Genomic DNA, 19,103 nt, shown 5'->3' on the forward strand with positions numbered 1-19,103 from the left:
GGGCAATTACAACCAGCCTGAACGGATTGGCAGCTTTGCCTGCGCTCGATTAGCATCGGGCACTGGCCGCTGATCGCCGGGCAAAAAAATGCCCGGTGGATCGGGGGAATCCACCGGGCAACGATTTCCGGCTTGGGGGAGCCGGAGGGGCATCCGCCCAGGGAGTGGGGGCGGAGAATGGGAAGGGAGTCACCATTCGCAATATCAGACTGGGGCCCGTGGAATTAGTTCGGCGGGAGTTGCGAAAAAATTCGGCGAAAGTCGAAAATTCTTTCAAAAAGATCGCAAGTGGCGGATTTTGAAAGAATTGTTTTTCGAAGTATTTTCGGAATTTTGGGGTTGTGGCGCTGCAAAGCTGTGAAAGGCCGGTCCCGGGGGGGGCCGGCCTTGTCGTTTCTGACGTCCCCAGCCCGGTAAAAACTCAGCTCGCCGCACTGCTCGCATGACCGGTCGCGACATGGGCGGCATCCCAGTTCGCGCCGATGCCCCAGTCGGCAACCAGCGGCACCGCCAACTGCGCGGCCTGGCACATCCGGGAAGCGATCGTCGGCCCCAGCTCGGAAAGTTGCGCGCGCGGCCCCTCGAACACCAGTTCGTCGTGCACCTGCAGGATCATCCGCAGGTCCGGCGCGTGGGCCGGCAGCCAGGCCGCGACATCGATCATTGCCCGCTTGATCAGATCGGCCGCGGTGCCCTGCAGCGGTGCGTTGATCGCGGTGCGCTCGGCGTACTGGCGCTGCGCGGCGTTGCGGCTCTGGATTTCCGGCAGATACAGACGACGTCCGAACATGGTTTCGACGTAGCCGAGTTCGTGGGCCTGTGCCTTGGTCGTCTCCATGAAGCGCTTGACGCCCGGATAGCGGGCAAAGAAGCGGTCGATGTAGTCCTGCGCGTCGCCGCGGCCGATGCCGAGCTGCTTGGCCAGGCCGAAGGCCGAGATGCCATAGATCAGCCCGAAGTTGATCGCTTTCGCCGAGCGCCGCGATTCGGCGCTGACCTGATCGAGCGGCTGGCCGAACACTTCGGCGGCAGTCGCCTGATGAATGTCGATGCCGCGCCGGAACGCGTCCTGCAGGCGCTCGTCGCCGGAGAAATGCGCCATCAGCCTCAGTTCGATCTGCGAATAGTCGATCGACAGCAGCGCGTTGCCGTCCTCGGCGATGAACGCCTGGCGGATACGCCGACCATCGGCAGTACGCACCGGAATGTTCTGCAGGTTGGGATCGTTCGACGACAGCCGCCCGGTCTGCGCTACCGCCTGGTGGTAAGACGTATGAATGCGCCCGGTCTGTGGATTGACCTGTTTCGGCAGATTGTCGGCGTAGGTCGATTTCAGTTTGGCCAGGCCGCGCCAGTCGAGGATCAGGCGCGGCAGCGGATGCTCGCTGCTCAGTTCCTCGAGCACGTTCTCGGCCGTCGACGGATCGCCCTTCGGCGTCTTGCTGACCACCCGCAGCTTCAGCTGATCGAACAGGATGATCTGCAGCTGCTTCGGCGAGCCGAGGTTGAACTCGCCGCCCGCGGCCTTGAACACCTCCAGTTGCAGCTCGTCCATGCGCCGCGCCAGTTCGCCGCTGATCTTGACCAGCAGCGGCGCATCGACCTTCACGCCAGCAAATTCCATTGCCGCCAGCACCGGCACCAGCGGCATCTCGATGCTGTCGAACACCGACTTCAGCGACGCTTCCGCCGCGATCTTCGGATACAGCGTCTGATGCAGGCGCAAGGTGATGTCGGCGTCCTCGGCCGAGTACTGCGTCGCTTCCTCGATCGCCACCTGGTTGAAGGTGATCTGGCTCTTGCCCTTGCCGGCCACCTCGCTGAAGGAAATGGTCTTGTGGCCGAGGTAGCGCTCGGCCAGCGTGTCCATGTCGTGGCGATTGCCGGCGGCATCGAGCACATAGCTTTCCAGCATGGTGTCGAAAGCCACGCCGCGCACATTGACGCCGTGGCGCGCCAGCACGTTCAGGTCGTACTTGATGTGCTGGCCGACCTTCGGCTTGTTCGGATCTTCAAGCAGCGGCTTGACGCGTTTCAACACGGCCGCGCGATCAAGCTGCTGCGGCGCGCCGAGATAGTCATGGGTCAGCGGTACATACCAGCCGTGGCCGGCTTCGGTCGCGAACGCGAGACCGACCAGGCCGGATTGCATCGCGTCAAGCGCATCGGTTTCGGTATCGACGCAGATCAGCTCGGCGGCTTCGAGCTTGGCGATCATGTCGGCCAGCGCGTCTTCGTCGAGGACGGCGACGGCCTGGGTCTTGGCCGATGCCGGCAGTTCGACAACCTCCGAAACCGATTCCGGGCTGAACTCGGGAAGCACCGTCAGTTCAGTCTGCGAGCTGTCGCCCGCGGCTGCCGCGGGGACGGCCGCGGCAGATGCCGACGGCGGTAGATTGCCGAGTTCTTCCAGTGCTCGATGGAAGCCGGAATTGCGATAGATCGTCGCCAGCTTGTCGATGTCCGGCGCACCCGGCACCAGTTCCTCGAGCTTCAGCGGCAGCTCGACATCGCAGCGAATCGTTGCCAGATCGTGCGACATCGGAATCTGCGGGATCGCATCACGCAGCTTCTCGCCGACCTTGCCCTTGATCTCTTCGGCCCGGGCGATGATCGCGTCCAGCGAGCCGTACTCGGTCAGCCACTTCGCGGCGGTTTTCGGGCCGACACTCGGCACGCCCGGAATGTTGTCGCTGGTGTCGCCGATCAGTGCCAGGTAATCGACGATGCGTTCCGGCGGCACGCCGAACTTCTCGACCACGCCGGCCGGGTCCATCACCCGATTCTTCATGGTGTCGACCAGCTTCACGCGCTCGTTGACCAGCTGCGCCATGTCCTTGTCGCTGGTGACGATCAGCACCTCGTGGCCGGCGGCTTCGCCGATCCGGGTCAGCGTGCCGATCACGTCATCGGCTTCGACACCGGATACCGACAGCACCGGCAGGCCCATCGCCTTGACCATCTCGACGATGATCGGCCACTGGTGCAGCAGGTCCGGCGGTGTCGCATCACGATTGGCCTTGTAGGCCGGATAGATGTCCTCGCGAAAGGTTTTGCCCGGCGCGTCGAAGATCACCGCGATGCGCTCTGGCGCATAGTCCTTCTGCAGGCGCTTGAGCATGTTGACCATGCCGAAAATAGCCCCGGTCGGCTCGCCACGCGGGTTCGAAAGCGGCGGCAGCGCGTGATAGGCGCGAAACAGCCAGCCGGCAGCGTCGATCAGCACCAGGGGCTTGGCAGCAGGGTCTTTCGTCATCGCGACAGCCTCGGGTTCACGGCCGCAAAGCCTAACTCAGCGGCCCGATGAACCGGGCGACAACTCCGGCGATCAGGGCAGCAGCGTCTCGTTCTGCACCAGATCGTCGAAGCTTTCCCGCGCGCGGACCAGGTGCAGGGTGTCACCATCGACCAGTACCTCGGCGGCGCGGCCGCGCGAGTTGTAGTTGCTGCTCATCGTGAAGCCGTAGGCGCCGGCGGTGCGGAAGACCAGCAGATCACCTTCGGCCAGTGCCAGTTGGCGATCGCGAGCCAGCCAGTCGCCGGTCTCGCAGACCGGGCCGACCAGATCCCAGGTCTTCGCGACGGTCGTGCTGTCCTGCGCGACCGGCAGCACTGCATGCCAGGCATCGTAGAAGCTGGGCCGGATCAGATCGTTCATCGCGGCATCGATGATCGCGAAGTTCTTGTGCGCACCCGGCTTCAGCAGCTCGACCCGGGTCAGCAGCACGCCGGCATTGCCGGCGATGGCGCGGCCCGGTTCGGTCATCACCACCAGCTTGCGGCCGGCGAGCTTCGGCTTGATCGCCGCGGCCCATTGCAGCGGCGTGGGCGGCACTTCATCGTCATAGCGCACGCCGAGGCCGCCGCCGACATCGATGTGATGCAGCACGATGCCGCGCTCGGCCAGCCGATCGATCAGCGCCAGCACCCGATCCAGGGCATCGAGGAACGGCGACAGCTCCAGCAGCTGCGAACCGATGTGACAGGCAACACCGTCGATGGCGATGCCGGGCAAGCTCGCGGCGAGCTGGTACAGGCGTTCGCCTTCGGCGATGTCGACGCCGAACTTGTTTTCCTTGAGCCCGGTCGAGATGTACGGATGGGTCTTGGCATCGACATCCGGATTGACCCGGAAGGCAATGCGCGCGGTCTTGCCCTGCTTCGTCGCCAGTGCCGACAGGCGATGCAGCTCGACTTCCGACTCGACGTTGAAGCAGTAGATGCCGACCTTCAGCGCCAGCTCGATCTCGGCCGCGGTCTTGCCGACGCCGGAGAACACCACTTTCGCCGGATCGCCACCGGCCTTGAGCACGCGCTGCAGTTCGCCGCCGGAAACGATGTCGAAGCCGGCACCGAGCCGGGCCAGCACCTGCAGCACGGCGAGGTTGGAGTTCGCTTTCACCGCGTAGCAGACACGATGCTCGACGCCGTTCAGCGCCTCATCGAAGGCGCGGTAGTGGCGTTCCAGCGCGGCGCGGGAATAGACGTAGGTCGGCGTGCCATGAGCGGCGGCGATCGCCGACAGCGGCACGGCTTCGGCGCACAGCGCGCCGTCGCGGTATTCGAATGAGTCCATGGATGACGCGATCAGGGTGTGGTCGAGGCGGGTGCTTCGGCTGGAGCGGCGGCAGGCGTTGCGGCGGCCGGGGGAGCGGCAGCGGGCTTGGCGTCGGCTTTCTTCTTGACGTTCGGATTGCTGCCGATCAGGTAGCCCTCGCCAGCCGGCGCATCGGCCGGCAGATGCAGCGGGCCGGTCTGGCCGCAGCCGGCCAGAACCTGGCTCAGGGCCAGCGTGGCAAGCAGCGAAACGGCGAGCAGCGCGCGAGCAGACATCGAAGAACCCCGAATGATGCGATGGCAAAACAGCGGCCAAGAGTTTAGCAGCCGTTGCCGTGGCCCCTGCGCGCCGACACAATCGCGGCCGAACCGAAAACTTCAGGAACTCCCGCGTGAAAAAGACCGAAACCGAAGCCGCCGTCACGCTGGAACCGGCAGCGCCCGCCAACGCCGCGGTGATCTGGCTGCACGGCCTGGGTGCCGATGGCCATGACTTCGTGCCGATCGTCCCCGAGCTGAGCCTGCCGGCCGGCATCGAGGCCCGCTTCATCTTTCCGCATGCACCGATGCGCGCGGTCACCCTCAACGGCGGTGCCCGGATGCGCGCCTGGTACGACATCAAGAGCCTGACCCGCAGCGATCAGCAGGACGATGCGGGCATCCGCGCCTCGGCAGCGACCTTGATGGCGCTGATCGCGGAGCAGCGCAAGGCCGGCATCGCCGCGAAGCGCATCGTCATCGCCGGCTTTTCCCAAGGCGGCGCGATCGCGCTGCACGCCACCTGCCGACTCGCCGAACCACTGGCCGGCACCATGGCGCTGTCGACTTATCTGCCCTTGCACGACACGCTGCCGAAAGAGCTGACCGAAGCCGGCAAGGCGACGCCGATCCTGATGTGCCACGGCACCGCCGATCCGGTGCTGGCGCTCACGCTCGGCACCGGCAGCCGCGACGGCCTGCGCGGCTGGGGCCTGAAGATCGACTGGCGCGAATACCCGATGGGCCACTCGGTCTGCGCCGAGGAAGTCGACGACATCTCGACCTGGCTGGCCAAGGTGCTGGTGTAGGGCGGGTGCAAGCTGCCGGGTTCGATGCCGGCTGAAAGATGGGCGACGCGGGTGAGCTGCACCGAAGTCGGCGGGATGCGCGGTGGCCGAGCAATTGCTCGGCGCTTTCCCGCCCTACGGCTTGGCAGGCTCCGGCTCGCGCTCCAGCACCGGTTTGGGCTTGACGGCATCCGGGCTGCGTTCCGGGTCCGGCGCCGGCCCGGCACTGGGCACGGCATCGACACCGGGCCGCGGGTTGCTGGCTGGTTTCTGCAAGCCGCGTTCGGTGGTGTAGATGAGATCGCCGCCGCTGGCGGTGCCGCTTTCGGTCGACAGCTTGAAACCGCGGCCGAGCGTGTACAGCATCCGGAACGTGTAGCCCTCCTGGAACAGGCTGATGCCGTAGCTGACGAACAGTTTCGGCGTCAGATACTTGCCGAGGGTCAGCTGGGCAGCCTGGGCACTGGCATCGGCGCCGCTGGTGCTTTGCGAGCCGCTGATGCTCTGGGCGTTCGCGGCCACCTCGGAGTTGGTGCCGGTGGCGCTGCCGACCGACAGCTCGTCGAGCCCCACTTTCTTGCCGAGCAGGCCGGCCAGATAGTCGCCGCCGCCGAGGCCGAGACTGAGTGCGGCGCTCGACACCATGCTGCGATCCTGTGACGAACTGGTTTCCAGCGAACGGCCGAGCACCAGCCAGCTCAGCTGCTGTTCGCGCGGCAATGTCGGGCTCGATTGCAGGCTCAGCTCCGGCTTGGCCAGCGTTCCGCGCACCCGCACGCCGACCTTGATGTCCTCGCGCGGCTGACGGGTGGCGTAGAGATCGACGGCCGGCGTCTTGACCGGCCCGCCGCTGAAGATCAGCCGCCCGGTCTCGATGCTCAGATCCTGGCCGTAAGCCTGATAGCGGCCATCGATCAGGCGCAGCTCGCCGCGGCCGAGCGCATCGAAGCCGGGCCGCTGGGACACGGTCACACCGCCTTCGATGCGCGTCTTCAGGCCGAAGCCCTCGATGCGCACCTTGTCGCCCAAGGTCAGGCGCAGTTCGACGAACACTGGCAGCGGCACTTCCTTCGGCGGCACCACGACGCCGACCAGAACCTGATCTTCGCTGGCATCGATACCGCTGTCGCCGCCCAGACCCTTCGGCGTGATGTCGGCACGCGGCACGCCGAGTTCGCCGGTCAGACGGGCGCCTTCGGCATTGCGGATCAGGCGCAGGTCAGCGTCGATCCAGGCACGCGCTTCGGCGGTGTTCATCGCCTGCACGTCCTTGCCCTTGATGGTGAAATCGGCGGACAGCGGCGTCGAGTACGGGTCCAGCGTGCCGGCGATATTCAAGCTGCCGCCGCCTGAATTCAGGCTGCCCTCCAGCGCCAGCGGTGCCTGATTCCGTGCATGCAGTTGCAGCGCGATATCGGTGACGTCGATGCCGGCGATGACCAGCTTGGCGCGGCCGTCGCTGAGCTTCAGATCGCCTTCCAGGCGCGGTTCGCCAACCACGCCGGACAGGGCGAAATCGCCTGCCAGCCGACCGTCGAGCTTGTCGAGCTGCGGCAGCAGCGGTTCCAGGAACGCGAGGCTCGGCACCTCGAGGCGGATGCTGCCGCCGAGCGCGCGCGCCTTGAAGTCATCGCCCGGGGCGGCGTCGAGTTTCGCTTCCAGCGACGCGCCGGCCATCTTCAGATCCGCCGTCGCTTCGAGCCGACCCGCGATCTGGTGCGCCTGCACACTGCCGGTCTCCAGTTTCAGCAGCGGTGCGTCCGGCAGTTGCAGCGAGGCGTCTCGGAGATTCAACGCCGCCTCCGCCTTCTGCAGATTGCCGCTGGTGAAATCGATCGAACCGCTGCCGTCGATGCTGCCGCTGATGCGCATCTTCGGATCGAGGAACGGCTGCAGTGCTGCGAGCAGCAGACGATCGATGTTCCAGCCGACGCGGGCACCATCGGCCAGCACGTTCTGTTCGAGATTGAAGCAGGCGCGTCCGTCCGTGCCGGTCAGGCAGGCCAGTTCCAGCGCGCGCCGTTTCTCGCCGACCAGGATGCCGGCCGGCTTGTCGAGCGCCCAGGCCGACAGACCATCTGGCGCCAGCGACAGCTGGTTCAATTCGCCGCCCCACTCGCCGCGCACGCGGTCATAACCGCCCTGCAGACCGAGCTTGGCGCCGCCGCGCTCGGTTGCGGCTTCGAGCACCACGCCGTGATAGACCTCCTGTCCCGTGGCGGTCAGGCTGGCGCTGGCGATCTTCAGGCCGACATTGGCCTCGCGCAGCGTCACTTTCAGGTTCGAGGTGGGGATCAGCGGATCGAGGTCCGCCGTCCAGTTCAGGTGCTGCACGGTCTGCTCGCCGAACACGATGTTGCCGAGCTCGCCTTTGGAGACCAGATGCGGCTGCTCGATGCTGCCGTCGAGGGCGAAATCGAACGCGGCGCGGCCGCGCAGCTCGGGCAGCAGCGCGGCCAGATCCGGGCTGTTGAAGCTGCCGCGCAGCGCGAACGGCGGCGTTGGCTGGCCGGACAGATTCAACTTGGTGCCGCCGGTTTCCAGCTGCACGGTGTCGAGCGTGACCAGCGTATTTTCCGGAGCAATCAGCGCGCTGCCGACGGCGGCGAGCTTCAGCGGATACTTGCGCAGGCGGGACTGATCGATCAGCGCGTCGAAGCGCAGCGGCGCTGCGCTGGCATCGTCGGTGGCGATCAGCACCTTGCCGTTGATGTCGCCCGGCCAGTCGGGTGCGATCAGGCCGGGATCGAGATGGCTGATCAGCGCCTGGAAGTTCAGCTTCAGTTCCGGTGCCCAGCGGACCTTGCCGCTGGCTTCGACCTTGCCCTTGCCAGCGACCAGCTTCAGCGCTTCGAGCTGGGCTTCACGGGTATCGGTGAGCCCGTTGGCATCGAGGCTGAACGGCTGGCCGCGCAGCGAGGAATTCTCGAAGCGGCCATCGAAAGCGATCTGCGGTTCCTCGCCGATCATCTTGGTGGTGGTGGTGATCCGGCCGTTCAGATCACCCGGAAAATCGGCGACGAACCACGAGGGATCGACATGCTCGAAGCGGGCGACGATCTCCGCCGACAGCGCCGGCGACCAGCGCACTTCGCCGCTGGCCTTGATCGAACCGGGTTGCGGCGCGGCCTTGCGCTTGTTGTCTTTCGCCGCGAGTGCCACCGGCAGGGCGTCGAGCGTCAGCGAGTCGATCTTGGCGCTGACCAGGCTGCCGCTGCCGCCAGTGGCGAGCTTCGCCGAGAACGCCTGCATCGTCGCGCTGGTCGCCAGGGTGTAGCGGTAGTCGTCGAGGCTGCCGTCGAAAGTCGCGGCGCCGATCAGGTCGCTGACCATCGGAGGCTGCTGGTCTTCGAGCACCAGCGGCCAGTGCAGGCCGGTCCACTCCAGCTTCAGCGCGCTGGCCACCGCGTTCAGGCCATAACGGCCCTTGGCGTGCAGGCGGTAGCCGTCCGCCGCCGGATCGTCGCCGGTCACGGTGAGCTGCTGGAAATCGATCTGCTCGGCGCCCATCTGCGCTTCGGCCTTCGCCTGCAGCGGGCCGGTGATCGGCAGGCCGCTGGTCGTAAGCGTGGTGATGCTGAGCTGGCTGCCGAGCCAGCTGGCGATCAGACGGGTGCTGTCGATCACCATGACGTCAGGGCTGCCGGCTGGCGCATCGGCCGAGGCGTGCAGCACGAAGCCGGTCAGGCTCGCGCTGTCGATGACCACATCGACCGGCAACTGTGCCGGGAGCCGGGTCGGCGTCGGCGCTGGTACCGGCTCGGCCGGCCGGCCTGGCGTCACCGCCAGCGCGTCGATCTCGATCAGCTCCGCATGCAGACGGCCGCGCAGCAGGCTGCCCGGCTGGTGGCGCAGTTTCAGCCGGCCGATGGTGACCAGCAGGCCGCTGCTGCTCGTGTAGCGGAAGTCATGCAGCTCGACGTTGTCGAGCAGCCGGCCATTGGCGCGGCCGACGGTGATCATGCCGCCGCTCAGGCTGCTGAGCTGCGCCAGGCCGAAACGCAGGCCGCGTTCGCTGCCGATGACGAAGATCAGCGCGGCGATCAGCAGCAGCACCGGCACGCTCAGCGCGGCGAACAGCCAGCGCCCCCAGCGCACAGGTGAGCGCGATGGCGGCCGCGGCGGCGGGCTTTCCATGGCGCTGTCTGGCGTGGTCGTGCTCACAGGCCCACCTGCACGCCGAGGTGCAGCCGCACCGGCGCCGAACCCGGATCGAAGGGATGGGCGAGATCGAGCGCGAAGGCACCGAACGGCGCGCGATAGCGGAAGCCGAGGCCGGCGCCGACGCTCGGGTCGACCAGCGGCTTGTCGTTGGCGTCGCCGGCATCGACGAACGCGGCCACGCCGTATTCCTGCAGGAAGTACCAGTCCAGTTCGGCACTCGCGGTGGTCAGATAGCGGCCGCCGATCACCCGGCCGTTGGCGTCTCGCGGGCCGAGCGACTGGTACGAGTAGCCGCGCACGCTGCCATCACCACCGGCGAAGAAGCGCTGCGACGGCGGCAGGTTGTTGAAGCTGCCGACCCAGGTCGCGCCCTGATCGACGCGGACTCGCAGGAACAGCCTGCGGGCGAGATCGAGCACCCCGCGCAGCTTGATCGAGCCCTGCACGAAATTGGTGTCGGACAGCAACAGGTCCGAGCCGCCGTGGAGATCGGTGAACGCGTACCAGCCGCGTCTCGGGAAGATCGGATCATCGCCCTCGGTGTGGTCGAGCGAAATGCCGGGCACCAGCAGCTTGGAGCGCTGACGCGGGCTTTCCTTGATCGAATATTCGTCGAAGGTGTATTCGAGATAGACGCGCCGTTGCCAGGTCTTGCCACGCCGGTTGTAGCTGGTGCCGACCCGATACAGGGTTTCCTTGATGTCGCTGAAATCCTGGGTCAGCGCCTGGGTGGTGAAGCTGACCGAATCGCTGGGCAGATGGCCGAATGGCACACGGTATTCGGCCACTGCGGTAGAGATGCGCGGCGACACGCGGAGATCGGTACGCAGCTTGTGGCCGAGGCTGTTGAGGCGGCGGAAATCAGCGCCCACCGAAGCCCGCGGGCCGCTGTCGGTGCCGTAGCCGAGGCCGTAGCGATAGCTGCGCGGCGCGCGTTCGGTGGTGTTGATCACCATCGGGATGCGGCCGTCTTCGTCGGCCTTGTCCTTCAGCCCTTCGATGTCGACGGTCTGGAAGTAGTCGAGATCGCTGAACGCGAACTGGGTGCTGAGCACCTTCGCCGGATCGTAGTTTTCGCCGGGTTCGAAGGTCAGGTAGTTGCGCAGGAAAGCCTCGCGCAGTGCCAGGCCGCCTTCCTGCTCGATGCTGATCTCGCCGAACTGGTAGCGGCGGCCACTGTCGAGCGTCAGCAGGATTTCGGCGCTGTTGTTCGGCACGTCGATCTTCAGCTCGCGCCGGGTCAGCTTGGCGTCGAGCAGGCCCAGGCTGTACGCGGTCTGCACGATGCGCGTCTTCAGCGTCTCGTATTCCTCGTGCTTGATTCGCTCGCCGAGCTTCAGCGGCCGTGGCCGGTTCTTGATCAGCTTCAAGGCTTCGTCCTCGGCACCATCGCCGATGACCTGGAAATCGATCAGCGAGATCGCCGTCTCCGGCCCGGCATCGACCTGGTATTCGACGACCCAGTCCGGCTTCGCGCCTTCGAGCTTGGCCGTCACCTTGGCGTTGTACCAGCCGAACGGCTGCAGAGAACCGAGGAGTTCCCGCTCGCCCTGTTTGAACAGGCGCTCGACGTCGCTGCTGTCGTATTCCCCCTTGTTGGCGTCGATGCGTTTGGCGTATTCGAGGATCGACAGCTTCGCGTAGGCGTTGTTGCGCTCGTCCGGCCCGAGGCCGCGCACGCGCACGTCGACACCGGCGCGCGCCGGTGCGGCAGCGGCCAGCAGCACGAGGCCCGCCAGCCAGCCGCGCAGCAGCCAGTGACTAGCGGCGCGCGACGACGGCATCGAGCTCAAGGCCTGCTTTCTGATCGATGTCGATCGCCAGATACGGGCGCACCTGATAACCGGCGGCGGTCAGGCTGGCGAGCAGGCCATCCGGCCCTAGCCAGTGCGCTGCGCCGACGACGATCAGCTGCCGCTCCGGCAATTTCAGCCGGCGCTTCAGCTCCGGTAGCCAGGCGCGGTTGCGGCCGGCCAGCAGATGTTCGTAGACCGCCGGATAGTCATGCTTCATCTCGGCGATCAGCGCTTCGATGCCGCTGCTGTCGTTGTCGCGCCAGGCGCGATACATCTCGACCGGCTCCTCGGCCTTCAGGCCGTTTTCGGCCAGCGCGGCATCAAGGAACTGCGTCGACAGCGGCTTGGCCATGTCGGTGAACAGGGCGATATGACGCTCGGGTGCCTCGAACCAGGCCATGCTCCGGCCATCGGCCAGTGCGGCATCGTGCAGGCGGCGGTCGAGGCCGTACTCGCCGCTGAAACCGGCGCGCTGGTAGGCGTACAGCTCCAGCGACAGCGCGCAGAACCAGGGCCGATAGGTTTCGCATTGCGCCGTCGGCATGCGCAAAGTGCGCATCCGCTGGCGCAGCCGGCGCAGGGTGCCGACATCGACTTCGGCGGCGATGCCGTTCGGCGCTGTTGCCGCTTCCAGCAGCTGCGCGCTGAGCTTGCGGCCCTGCAAGGCGTCGATATCGGACTCGAAGACCAGCGCATCGGCCGAGCGATAGGCCTGGACGATGCCCGTCGGCAGGCGCCCCGCCGCACTCGGCAGCAGATGCACCGAGCCGAGCAGGTAGTGGGTGGCTTTCGCGCCCTTCACCTGCCACAGGAACGGTGCATCGGACGCGGCGCGGGCTGCCGTGCTGGCGAGTAGCGCGCACAGCCCCAGCAGCAAGCCGCGCGCAGCGTTCACCACGCGGCCGCGATACCGCGGCTCAAGCAGCATCATCAGCTTCGGTGGCCGTGCTGCTGTCCGATTTCAGCCAGTTGCCGAGCGCAGCCCCATCGAGACCGCCATCCAGGCCGGCGAAATCGAAGGTCTTCGCATCGGCGAGCTGGGAGGGCGCCACGTTCTGCAACGCCGCGAAGATGTGCTCGATGCGGCCTGGATGGGTCTTTTCCCAGTCGCTCATCAGCTTGCGCACCTGCACCCGCTGCAGCTGATCCTGCGAGCCGCACAGGGTGCAGGGGATGATCGGGTACTGGGCGATGCGCGCGTATTCGATGATGTCCGCCTCGCGCACATAGGCCAGTGGCCGGATGACGATGTGCTTGCCGTTGTCGCTCTTCAGCTTCGGCGGCATCGCTGCCAGCTTGGCGTTGAAGAACAGGTTCAGGAAGAAGGTGGCGACGATGTCGTCGCGGTGATGACCGAGCGCGATCTTGTTGTAACCGTTCGCCTCCGCCCACGAATACAACGCGCCACGCCGCAGCCGCGAGCACAGGCCGCACATGGTCTTGCCTTCCGGCACCACGCGCTTGACCACCGAATAGGTGTCCTGCTCGATGATGTGGAACGGCACGCCACGCGCTTCCAGGTATTCCGGCAGCACGTGTTCCGGGAAGCCCGGCTGCTTCTGGTCGAGATTGACCGCGATGATCTCGAACTTCACCGGTGCCGCATCGCGCAGCATCAGCAGCACGTCGAGCATCGTGTAGCTGTCCTTGCCGCCGGACAGGCAGACCATCACCCGATCGCCGTCACGGATCATCTGGTAATCCATGATCGCCTGGCCCATCTGCCGGCGCAGGCGCTTGACCAGCTTGTTGCGCTCCAGGCGCTGGCGCGGATCGCGATCGATCGGCGGCGCAATGGGAGTCATGGCCGATGGGGATTCGGCGACAAGGTCGGAAAGGCTTACGGCAGACATACGGAACACTTGGGCAAACGGCGAGACCGAATGATGCGGTAGCGATAGCCGGCTTGTCGAAAGCCGGGATCGCCCATCAGCTGCCGCCCGGCGGCTTGTCCTTCGGCCGACCGAGCGCGGCACCCCACTCGTCGTTGCCGATCACTCGGCCCATGTGACGGGTCAGGAAGGCGAGTTGCTCGGGATCGACAGGGGTGCGGCCCTGCTCGTCGGCGCTGGCCTGATCGTCGTCATCGTGCTCGGGCTTGTCGTTCATCCGTGTGCTCCTTGAGGTTGCGCTTCAGGCTTCCAGCCAGAACGTCACCGGCCCATCGTTGACCAGGCTGATCTGCATGTCCGCCCCGAATACGCCGCTGCCGGTGCCGGGCCAGATTTTCTGGGCTTCGCTGACCAGACCGGTGTACAGCGCCCGGGCTTCGTCCGGAGCTGCGGCCGGTGTGAAGCTGGCGCGGGTGCCGGAGCGGGTATCCGCCGCCAGGGTGAACTGCGAGACCAGCAGCAGGCCACCGCGTTCGGCGCCGAGATCGCGCAGGCTCTTGTTCATCCGGCCGGTGTCGTCCTCGAACACGCGATAGCTCAGCAGGCGTTCGAGCAGGCGCGTGCCACGGGCGGCGGTGTCGTCGCGTTCGATGCCGATCAGCACCAGCAGGCCGCGTTCGATGCGCGCCATCGTCCGGCCGTCGATCTCGACGCTGGCGCGGCGTACGCGTTGCAGGAGTCCGATCATCGAGAGCGTGGAGAGGCGGTCGGGCAATAATGGCGGGATGCAGACTGTACTTCGCGCGCTGTTCCTCCTGCTCGGCTATCTGCCGCTGGCCGTGCTGCACCTGCTCGGCAGCGTGCTGGGCCGGCTGCTGTGGTGGTTGCCGAACGGACTCCGGCGGATCACCGAGCTGCATCTGGCCCGTTGCCTGCCGGAGCTCGATGACGCAGCCCGTGGCCGCATCGCCCGCGCCAGCCTGATCGCAAGCGCGAAAGCGGTGTGTGAGGCGCCGGCCATCTGGTTCGGGCCGCTCGGTCGCCGCCGCCGCTGGCTGGCCGATCCGGCGGCGCTGGCGACGATCCGCGCCGCCCAAGCACAAGGCAAAGGCGTGATCCTGCTGACGCCGCATCAGGGCGCCTGGGAGCTGGCCAGTTTCTTCTGCGCGCAGGCCGCGCCGATCACCGTGCTCTACAAGCCGCAGAAGGGTGCTGCCGATGCGTTGATCCGCGAAGGCCGTGCGCGTGGCGCGCCGGTGACGCCGGTGCCGACCACTGGCGCCGGTGTCAAGGCGCTACTCGCGGCGCTGAAGCGCGGCGAGATGGTCGGCATCCTGCCCGATCACGATCCGCCGGAATCGTCCGGCACCGTGTTCACGCCGATGTTCGGCATTCCGGCCAACACCATGGATCTGGTCACCAAGCTTGCCGCCCGCAGCCGTGCGCCGGTGCTGCTGATCGTCGCCGAGCGTCTGCCCGGGGCGCGCGGCTTCCGCTTCCATCTGTGGCCGGCGCCCGCCGACATCGCCGATCCAGCAACGGGCCCGGCAGTGATGAACACCGCGGTCGAAACCTGCGTGCGGGCATTCCCGGAGCAGTATTGGTGGAGCTACAAGCGCTATCGTCGGCGGCCGCCGGGCGAGCCGGATTTCTATCGCTCGCCGTAGAACCGTGTCCTGTCCAACCACTCCGTAAACATGGCCCACGAATTCCTGATCGAAGCACGCGGCCTGAGCCGTCGTTACGGCAGCCACGTCGCCGCCAACGACATCAGCCTGTCACTGCGCAAGGGCGAAATCCTCGGCCTGCTCGGCCCGAACGGCGCTGGCAAGTCGACGACCATGAAGATGCTCGCCGGCGTGCTTGCGCCCAGTGCCGGCACGGTGATGATCAACGGCGTGTCGCTGGCCGATGATCCGAAACGCGCCAAGCAGAGCCTGGGCTATCTGCCCGAGCTGCCGCCGGTCTATCCGGAGCTGACCGTCGACGAATACCTGCGCTACTGCGCCAGCCTGCATGGCCTGCGCCGCAGCGAACGTGCAGCGGCCCTGCAGCGGGCGAAGCAGTCCTGCGGCTTGAGCGAAGTGTCGCGGCGGTTGATCGGTAATCTGTCGAAGGGCTATCAGCAGCGGGTCGGCATCGCCCAGGCGATCATCCATCGCCCGGCGGTGGTGATCCTCGATGAGCCCACGGTCGGCCTCGACCCGATCCAGATCCTGGAAATCCGTCGCCTGATCAAGACGCTGGGCCAGGAGCATGGCGTGATCCTGTCCAGCCACATCCTTCCGGAGATTCAGGCGGTCTGCGCTCGGGTGATGATCATTCACCGCGGCCGTCTGGTGTACGCCGAGCCGCTTGCCACGGCAGGCAGCGAAGGCTTCAGGACGATCATCGCCGGCTTCCTGCGGATGCCGGCCTTCGATGTGTTGCTGAGCTTGCCCGGTGTCGGCGAGATCGAAACCCTGACCGGCAGCCAGATTCGCATCACGGTCGACAACGCAGGCGATGATCCGCGCGCTGCGATCGCCGAAGCGGCCGCCACCCACGGCTGGGGCCTGATCGAGCTGCATGCCGAACGGCGGACCCTGGAAGAAATCTTCGTCGAACTGAGCACGGGCGATGCTCACGCCCTGCAGGAAGCCGCCTGATGTCGCTCGTACTGACCATTGCCCGCGCCGAGGCGCGGCGCATCTTCGTCTCGCCACTCGCGTGGACCGTGCTCGCCGTGCTGCAGAGCATTCTCGGCGTGGTCTTCCTGCTGCTGATCCTCGATTACGCGCAGAACCCGCGCGGGCCGGAATCCTCGGTTGGACTGTCCGACTACATCGGCGGCGGCCTGTACTCGTTCGCCACCCTGGTCCTGCTGCTGGTGATGCCGCTGCTGACCATGCGGCTGTTCGCCGAGGAACGGAAGAACGGCAGCCTGACCTTGCTGCTGGCATCGCCGGTGTCGCTGATCGAGATCGTGCTCGGCAAGTTTCTCGGGCTATTTTCATTTATCGCCGCCGCGACCCTGCTGCTGGCGGCGATGCCGCTGATGCTGCTGGTCGGCTCGAACCTCGATCTCGGCCGTATCGCCGCCGGGCTGCTGGGCTTGAGCCTGATGATGATGGCGCTCGGCGCCGCCGGCCTGTACGTCTCCACCCTCACCCGTGAACCGACGATTGCGGCCGTCGCCAGCTTCGGCCTGCTGCTGATGCTGTGGTTGATGCAGGTGCTGAGTTCGCAGCCAGGCTGGATCGGCAAGTTGCTCGGCTATCTGGCGATCGTCGGCCACTTCGAGAACCTGCGGCGCGGCATCTTTTCCTCGGTCGACATCGTCTATTACCTGCTGTTCACGGTCCTGTTCCTGTGGCTGGCCGTGCTGCAGCTCGACAGCGAGCGCAACGGATGAAGCTCATGAAGACGCTCGCAAGCCGCCGTTTCCAGCGCCGCCTGAACACGGTGCTGATCGTGCTCGTGGTGCTGTTCGCCGCCATGGTGTCGACGCGCTACAAGATCGAGGTCGACTGGACCTATGGCAATCGCAACACGCTGACCGAAGGCAGCCGCCGCCAGCTGGCGGCGATGCCGGATGCGATCCGCGTGCTGGTCTTCGATTACCCGAACAGCGAATCCCGCGGCGAAGTGCAGGCGCTGGTGGCGCGCTATCAGCGGGTGAAAAAGAACCTGTCGCTGGAGTTCATCGATCCCGGTGCCGAGCCGATCAAGGCGCGCAGCTACAAGATCAGTAGGCCGGGTGTTGCGGTGCTCGAATACCAGGGTCGCCACGAGACGCTGGAGCAACTCGGCGAAGCCGAAATCGCCGCCAGCCTGCAGCGCCTTGCCGATGCCGGCGAGCGCTACGTGCTGTTCCTGCAGGGCCACGGCGAACGCTCGATCATGCCGGGGCCAGGTGCTACCCAGTACGACCTCACGCTACTCGCCGAAGCGCTCGGCGAAAAAGGCCTGAAAGTGCTGCCGCTGAACCTGTTGACCACGCCGAAGATTCCCGACAACACCTCGGCGCTGGTCATCGCCAGCTCGACACAAGCCTTGCTCGACGGCGAAATCGCGACCATCCGCGCTTACGTCGAACGCGGCGGCAACCTGTTGTGGCTGACCGATCCGGACTACCCCGCCGGCCTCGCCCCACTCGCGCAAGCGCTGGGCATCCATTGGCTCGATGGCACGGTGATCTTCGCCAACTACACCGCCGTCGGCTCGCCGAGCCCGGCCGTGTTCCTGACCGCCAGCTATCCGCCGAACCCGATCACCGGAACCTCCGCCGGGCAGTTCGCGAAGATCACCTCGTTCCCGCTGGCACGCGCGCTCGAATTCGACACAGCCGAGTTGCCGAAGGCTGCCGGCTGGCGCTACGCGCCGATCATCGAGACCCAGGCCGACGCCTGGCTGGAGACCGGCAGCATCGACGGCGAGGTGGCCTTCGACAAGGACGTCGACCGCCGCGGCCCGCTGACCATCGGCCTGAGCATGAGCCGCGAGCTGCCGGCCGCTGGCGAGCAGGCCAAGCGGAACCAGCGCGTCGCCGTGTTCGGCGACGGCGATTTCCTGTCCGATCTGATGCTGGAGCGCGACGGCAACAAGGCCCTCGCGGTCGCTCTGCTGCAATGGCTGTCGTCGCGCGATGCCCTGATCGACGTCGACGTGCCGCGCGCCCCGGACATCGCCCTGAACCTGCCGCCCTGGGCGTTCTGGCTGGCCGGCGCCGGCTTCACCGCGATCATTCCGCTGTTGCTGCTCGGCTTCGGCATCGGCCGCTGGCTGATTCGCCGCCGCCAGTGACCCCCGGAAACCCGCCATGAAAACCGCTACCGTCAACCTGCTGCTGGCGGTCACTGCCGTCGGCCTCGCCAGTCTCGTCGTCGTCGACCAGACGAAGCAGGAAGCGAAGCTGTCCGCCGCGATCGCCCCGAAGCCGCCGCTGACCGCCATCGATGGCAATGCCGTGCGCCGCATCGTTCTGCACAACGCTGGCAGCCCGGACATCCAGCTCGAAAAGACCGCGATCGGCTGGCAGCTGACCGCGCCAGTGAAGCTGCCGGCTGATCTGGTCGAGATCGGCACCATCACCGAACTGCTCGGCGCCGAAACCCATGGCGATATCGACGCCAGCAAGATCGAGCGCGCCAAGCTCGGCCTCGATCCGCCGCGCAGCACTATCGAACTCGACGGCACCGTGCTCGCCATCGGTGACATCGAACCGCTGAAGCAGAGCCGTTACGTCGAAGTGAATCCCGGCAAGCCGGATGCGCACATCCGCTTGATCAATGACTTCCCGCCCGAGCTGGTCGACGGCGAATTCACCGATCTCGCCAACAAGGCGCTGCTGCCGTTCGAGGCGGACATCACCCGCATCGAAGTGCCGGGACTGATCGTCTCGAAAAGCCAGGTCGGCCCCGGCTGGACCTCAACACCGACCACCGAAGCCGCGACCTCGCCCGCGCTGCAAGCCTTCGCCGACGGCTGGCGCAGCGCACGGGCGATCGCCACCTTGCCGCCGCTGGTGGAAGGCAGCGCCGCGGCGAAAGCCGATGTCCGCATCGGGCTCGCCGATGGCAGCGAGTACCGCTACGCCTTGATCGACAAGGCGGGTGGCCGCTATCTGCAGCGGCTTGATCTGCCGTTGAGTTATCAGCTGGATCCGGGGTTTGCTGAGGGCTTGTTGAAGCTGGCAACAGCGCCTGCCGCGACGGCTGCACCCTGAT

15 protein-coding genes are annotated in these 19,103 nt (G+C 66.3%); 6 read left to right on the top strand and 9 right to left on the bottom strand.

The genetic code is table 11. The annotated features are described in order from the left end of the window. Positions 1-421 precede the first annotated feature (421 nt). The 3 genes from polA to Q0D45_RS21565 form a co-directional block, all read right to left on the bottom strand. Positions 422-3,256: a DNA polymerase I gene (polA, locus tag Q0D45_RS00930; protein WP_293387350.1), complete on the bottom strand. Its 2,835-nt coding sequence runs from the start codon at positions 3,254-3,256 to the stop codon at positions 422-424. Positions 3,257-3,328: 72 nt separating this feature from the next. Further along, on the bottom strand, positions 3,329-4,576 hold the full coding sequence (gene lysA, locus Q0D45_RS00935) for a diaminopimelate decarboxylase (protein WP_293387352.1): 1,248 nt from the start codon (positions 4,574-4,576) through the stop codon (positions 3,329-3,331). 11 nt (positions 4,577-4,587) lie between these two features. Next, positions 4,588-4,833 carry a lipoprotein gene (locus tag Q0D45_RS21565; RefSeq protein ID WP_366946298.1) on the bottom strand — a complete coding sequence of 82 codons (246 nt, stop codon included), beginning with the start codon at positions 4,831-4,833 and terminating at the stop codon, positions 4,588-4,590. A 116-nt stretch (positions 4,834-4,949) separates the two neighbouring features. Between Q0D45_RS21565 and Q0D45_RS00945 the strand changes: the two genes are divergently transcribed. Then, positions 4,950-5,624 (top strand): alpha/beta hydrolase, encoded by a 675-nt coding sequence (locus Q0D45_RS00945; RefSeq protein ID WP_293387354.1) that lies wholly within the window; start codon positions 4,950-4,952, stop codon positions 5,622-5,624. A 114-nt stretch (positions 5,625-5,738) separates the two neighbouring features. Here Q0D45_RS00945 and Q0D45_RS00950 read toward each other — a convergent pair whose 3' ends face one another. The 6 genes from Q0D45_RS00950 to dtd form a co-directional block, all read right to left on the bottom strand. Beyond that, complete coding sequence (locus Q0D45_RS00950) at positions 5,739-9,740, bottom strand: translocation/assembly module TamB domain-containing protein (protein WP_293387356.1); 4,002 nt, start codon at positions 9,738-9,740, stop codon at positions 5,739-5,741. 23 nt (positions 9,741-9,763) lie between these two features. Next, positions 9,764-11,551 (bottom strand): autotransporter assembly complex family protein, encoded by a 1,788-nt coding sequence (locus tag Q0D45_RS00955; protein ID WP_293387423.1) that lies wholly within the window; start codon positions 11,549-11,551, stop codon positions 9,764-9,766. Continuing rightward, the gene (locus Q0D45_RS00960; protein WP_293387358.1) at positions 11,529-12,491 is read right to left on the bottom strand and encodes a TraB/GumN family protein; all 963 of its coding nucleotides are present in this window, start codon (positions 12,489-12,491) and stop codon (positions 11,529-11,531) included. Before Q0D45_RS00960 ends, Q0D45_RS00955 begins: the two co-directional genes overlap by 23 nt. Then, the gene (gene ttcA, locus Q0D45_RS00965; RefSeq protein ID WP_293387360.1) at positions 12,481-13,368 is read right to left on the bottom strand and encodes a tRNA 2-thiocytidine(32) synthetase TtcA; all 888 of its coding nucleotides are present in this window, start codon (positions 13,366-13,368) and stop codon (positions 12,481-12,483) included. The genes Q0D45_RS00960 and ttcA overlap by 11 nt, the downstream gene beginning before the upstream one ends. A gap of 124 nt (positions 13,369-13,492) precedes the next feature. After that, on the bottom strand, positions 13,493-13,672 hold the full coding sequence (locus Q0D45_RS00970; RefSeq protein ID WP_293387362.1) for a hypothetical protein: 180 nt from the start codon (positions 13,670-13,672) through the stop codon (positions 13,493-13,495). Positions 13,673-13,696: 24 nt separating this feature from the next. Continuing rightward, positions 13,697-14,143 (bottom strand): D-aminoacyl-tRNA deacylase, encoded by a 447-nt coding sequence (gene dtd / locus Q0D45_RS00975; RefSeq protein ID WP_293387364.1) that lies wholly within the window; start codon positions 14,141-14,143, stop codon positions 13,697-13,699. Positions 14,144-14,180: 37 nt separating this feature from the next. Between dtd and Q0D45_RS00980 the strand changes: the two genes are divergently transcribed. Genes Q0D45_RS00980 through Q0D45_RS01000 form a run of 5 tightly spaced genes read left to right on the top strand, consistent with a single transcriptional unit; the run spans position 14,181 to position 19,102 of the window. Then, positions 14,181-15,062 carry a lysophospholipid acyltransferase family protein gene (locus Q0D45_RS00980; RefSeq protein WP_293387365.1) on the top strand — a complete coding sequence of 294 codons (882 nt, stop codon included), beginning with the start codon at positions 14,181-14,183 and terminating at the stop codon, positions 15,060-15,062. A 30-nt stretch (positions 15,063-15,092) separates the two neighbouring features. Then, positions 15,093-16,043 (top strand): ABC transporter ATP-binding protein, encoded by a 951-nt coding sequence (locus tag Q0D45_RS00985; RefSeq protein WP_293387367.1) that lies wholly within the window; start codon positions 15,093-15,095, stop codon positions 16,041-16,043. Next, positions 16,043-16,789 carry an ABC transporter permease gene (locus tag Q0D45_RS00990; RefSeq protein WP_293387369.1) on the top strand — a complete coding sequence of 249 codons (747 nt, stop codon included), beginning with the start codon at positions 16,043-16,045 and terminating at the stop codon, positions 16,787-16,789. Before Q0D45_RS00985 ends, Q0D45_RS00990 begins: the two co-directional genes overlap by 1 nt. 5 nt (positions 16,790-16,794) lie before the next feature. After that, positions 16,795-18,180, top strand: coding sequence for a DUF4350 domain-containing protein (locus Q0D45_RS00995; RefSeq protein WP_293387371.1), 1,386 nt, complete (start codon positions 16,795-16,797; stop codon positions 18,178-18,180). A 16-nt stretch (positions 18,181-18,196) separates the two neighbouring features. Then, positions 18,197-19,102 (top strand): DUF4340 domain-containing protein, encoded by a 906-nt coding sequence (locus Q0D45_RS01000; RefSeq protein ID WP_293387373.1) that lies wholly within the window; start codon positions 18,197-18,199, stop codon positions 19,100-19,102. Position 19,103 lies beyond the last annotated feature (1 nt).

The organism is Nevskia sp. (assembly GCF_023266035.1).
Taxonomy (GTDB): Bacteria; Pseudomonadota; Gammaproteobacteria; order Nevskiales; family Nevskiaceae; genus Nevskia.

Coding starts and splice junctions, on each gene's coding strand:
- polA (WP_293387350.1), bottom strand. CDS start 3,256: ATGACGAAAGACCCTGCTGCCAAGCCCCTGGTGCTGATCGACGCTGCC.
- lysA (WP_293387352.1), bottom strand. CDS start 4,576: ATGGACTCATTCGAATACCGCGACGGCGCGCTGTGCGCCGAAGCCGTG.
- Q0D45_RS21565 (WP_366946298.1), bottom strand. CDS start 4,833: ATGTCTGCTCGCGCGCTGCTCGCCGTTTCGCTGCTTGCCACGCTGGCC.
- Q0D45_RS00950 (WP_293387356.1), bottom strand. CDS start 9,740: ATGGAAAGCCCGCCGCCGCGGCCGCCATCGCGCTCACCTGTGCGCTGG.
- Q0D45_RS00955 (WP_293387423.1), bottom strand. CDS start 11,551: ATGCCGTCGTCGCGCGCCGCTAGTCACTGGCTGCTGCGCGGCTGGCTG.
- Q0D45_RS00960 (WP_293387358.1), bottom strand. CDS start 12,491: ATGCTGCTTGAGCCGCGGTATCGCGGCCGCGTGGTGAACGCTGCGCGC.
- ttcA (WP_293387360.1), bottom strand. CDS start 13,368: ATGACTCCCATTGCGCCGCCGATCGATCGCGATCCGCGCCAGCGCCTG.
- Q0D45_RS00970 (WP_293387362.1), bottom strand. CDS start 13,672: ATGAACGACAAGCCCGAGCACGATGACGACGATCAGGCCAGCGCCGAC.
- dtd (WP_293387364.1), bottom strand. CDS start 14,143: ATGATCGGACTCCTGCAACGCGTACGCCGCGCCAGCGTCGAGATCGAC.
- Q0D45_RS00980 (WP_293387365.1), top strand. CDS start 14,181: ATGCAGACTGTACTTCGCGCGCTGTTCCTCCTGCTCGGCTATCTGCCG.
- Q0D45_RS00985 (WP_293387367.1), top strand. CDS start 15,093: ATGGCCCACGAATTCCTGATCGAAGCACGCGGCCTGAGCCGTCGTTAC.
- Q0D45_RS00990 (WP_293387369.1), top strand. CDS start 16,043: ATGTCGCTCGTACTGACCATTGCCCGCGCCGAGGCGCGGCGCATCTTC.
- Q0D45_RS00995 (WP_293387371.1), top strand. CDS start 16,795: ATGAAGACGCTCGCAAGCCGCCGTTTCCAGCGCCGCCTGAACACGGTG.
- Q0D45_RS01000 (WP_293387373.1), top strand. CDS start 18,197: ATGAAAACCGCTACCGTCAACCTGCTGCTGGCGGTCACTGCCGTCGGC.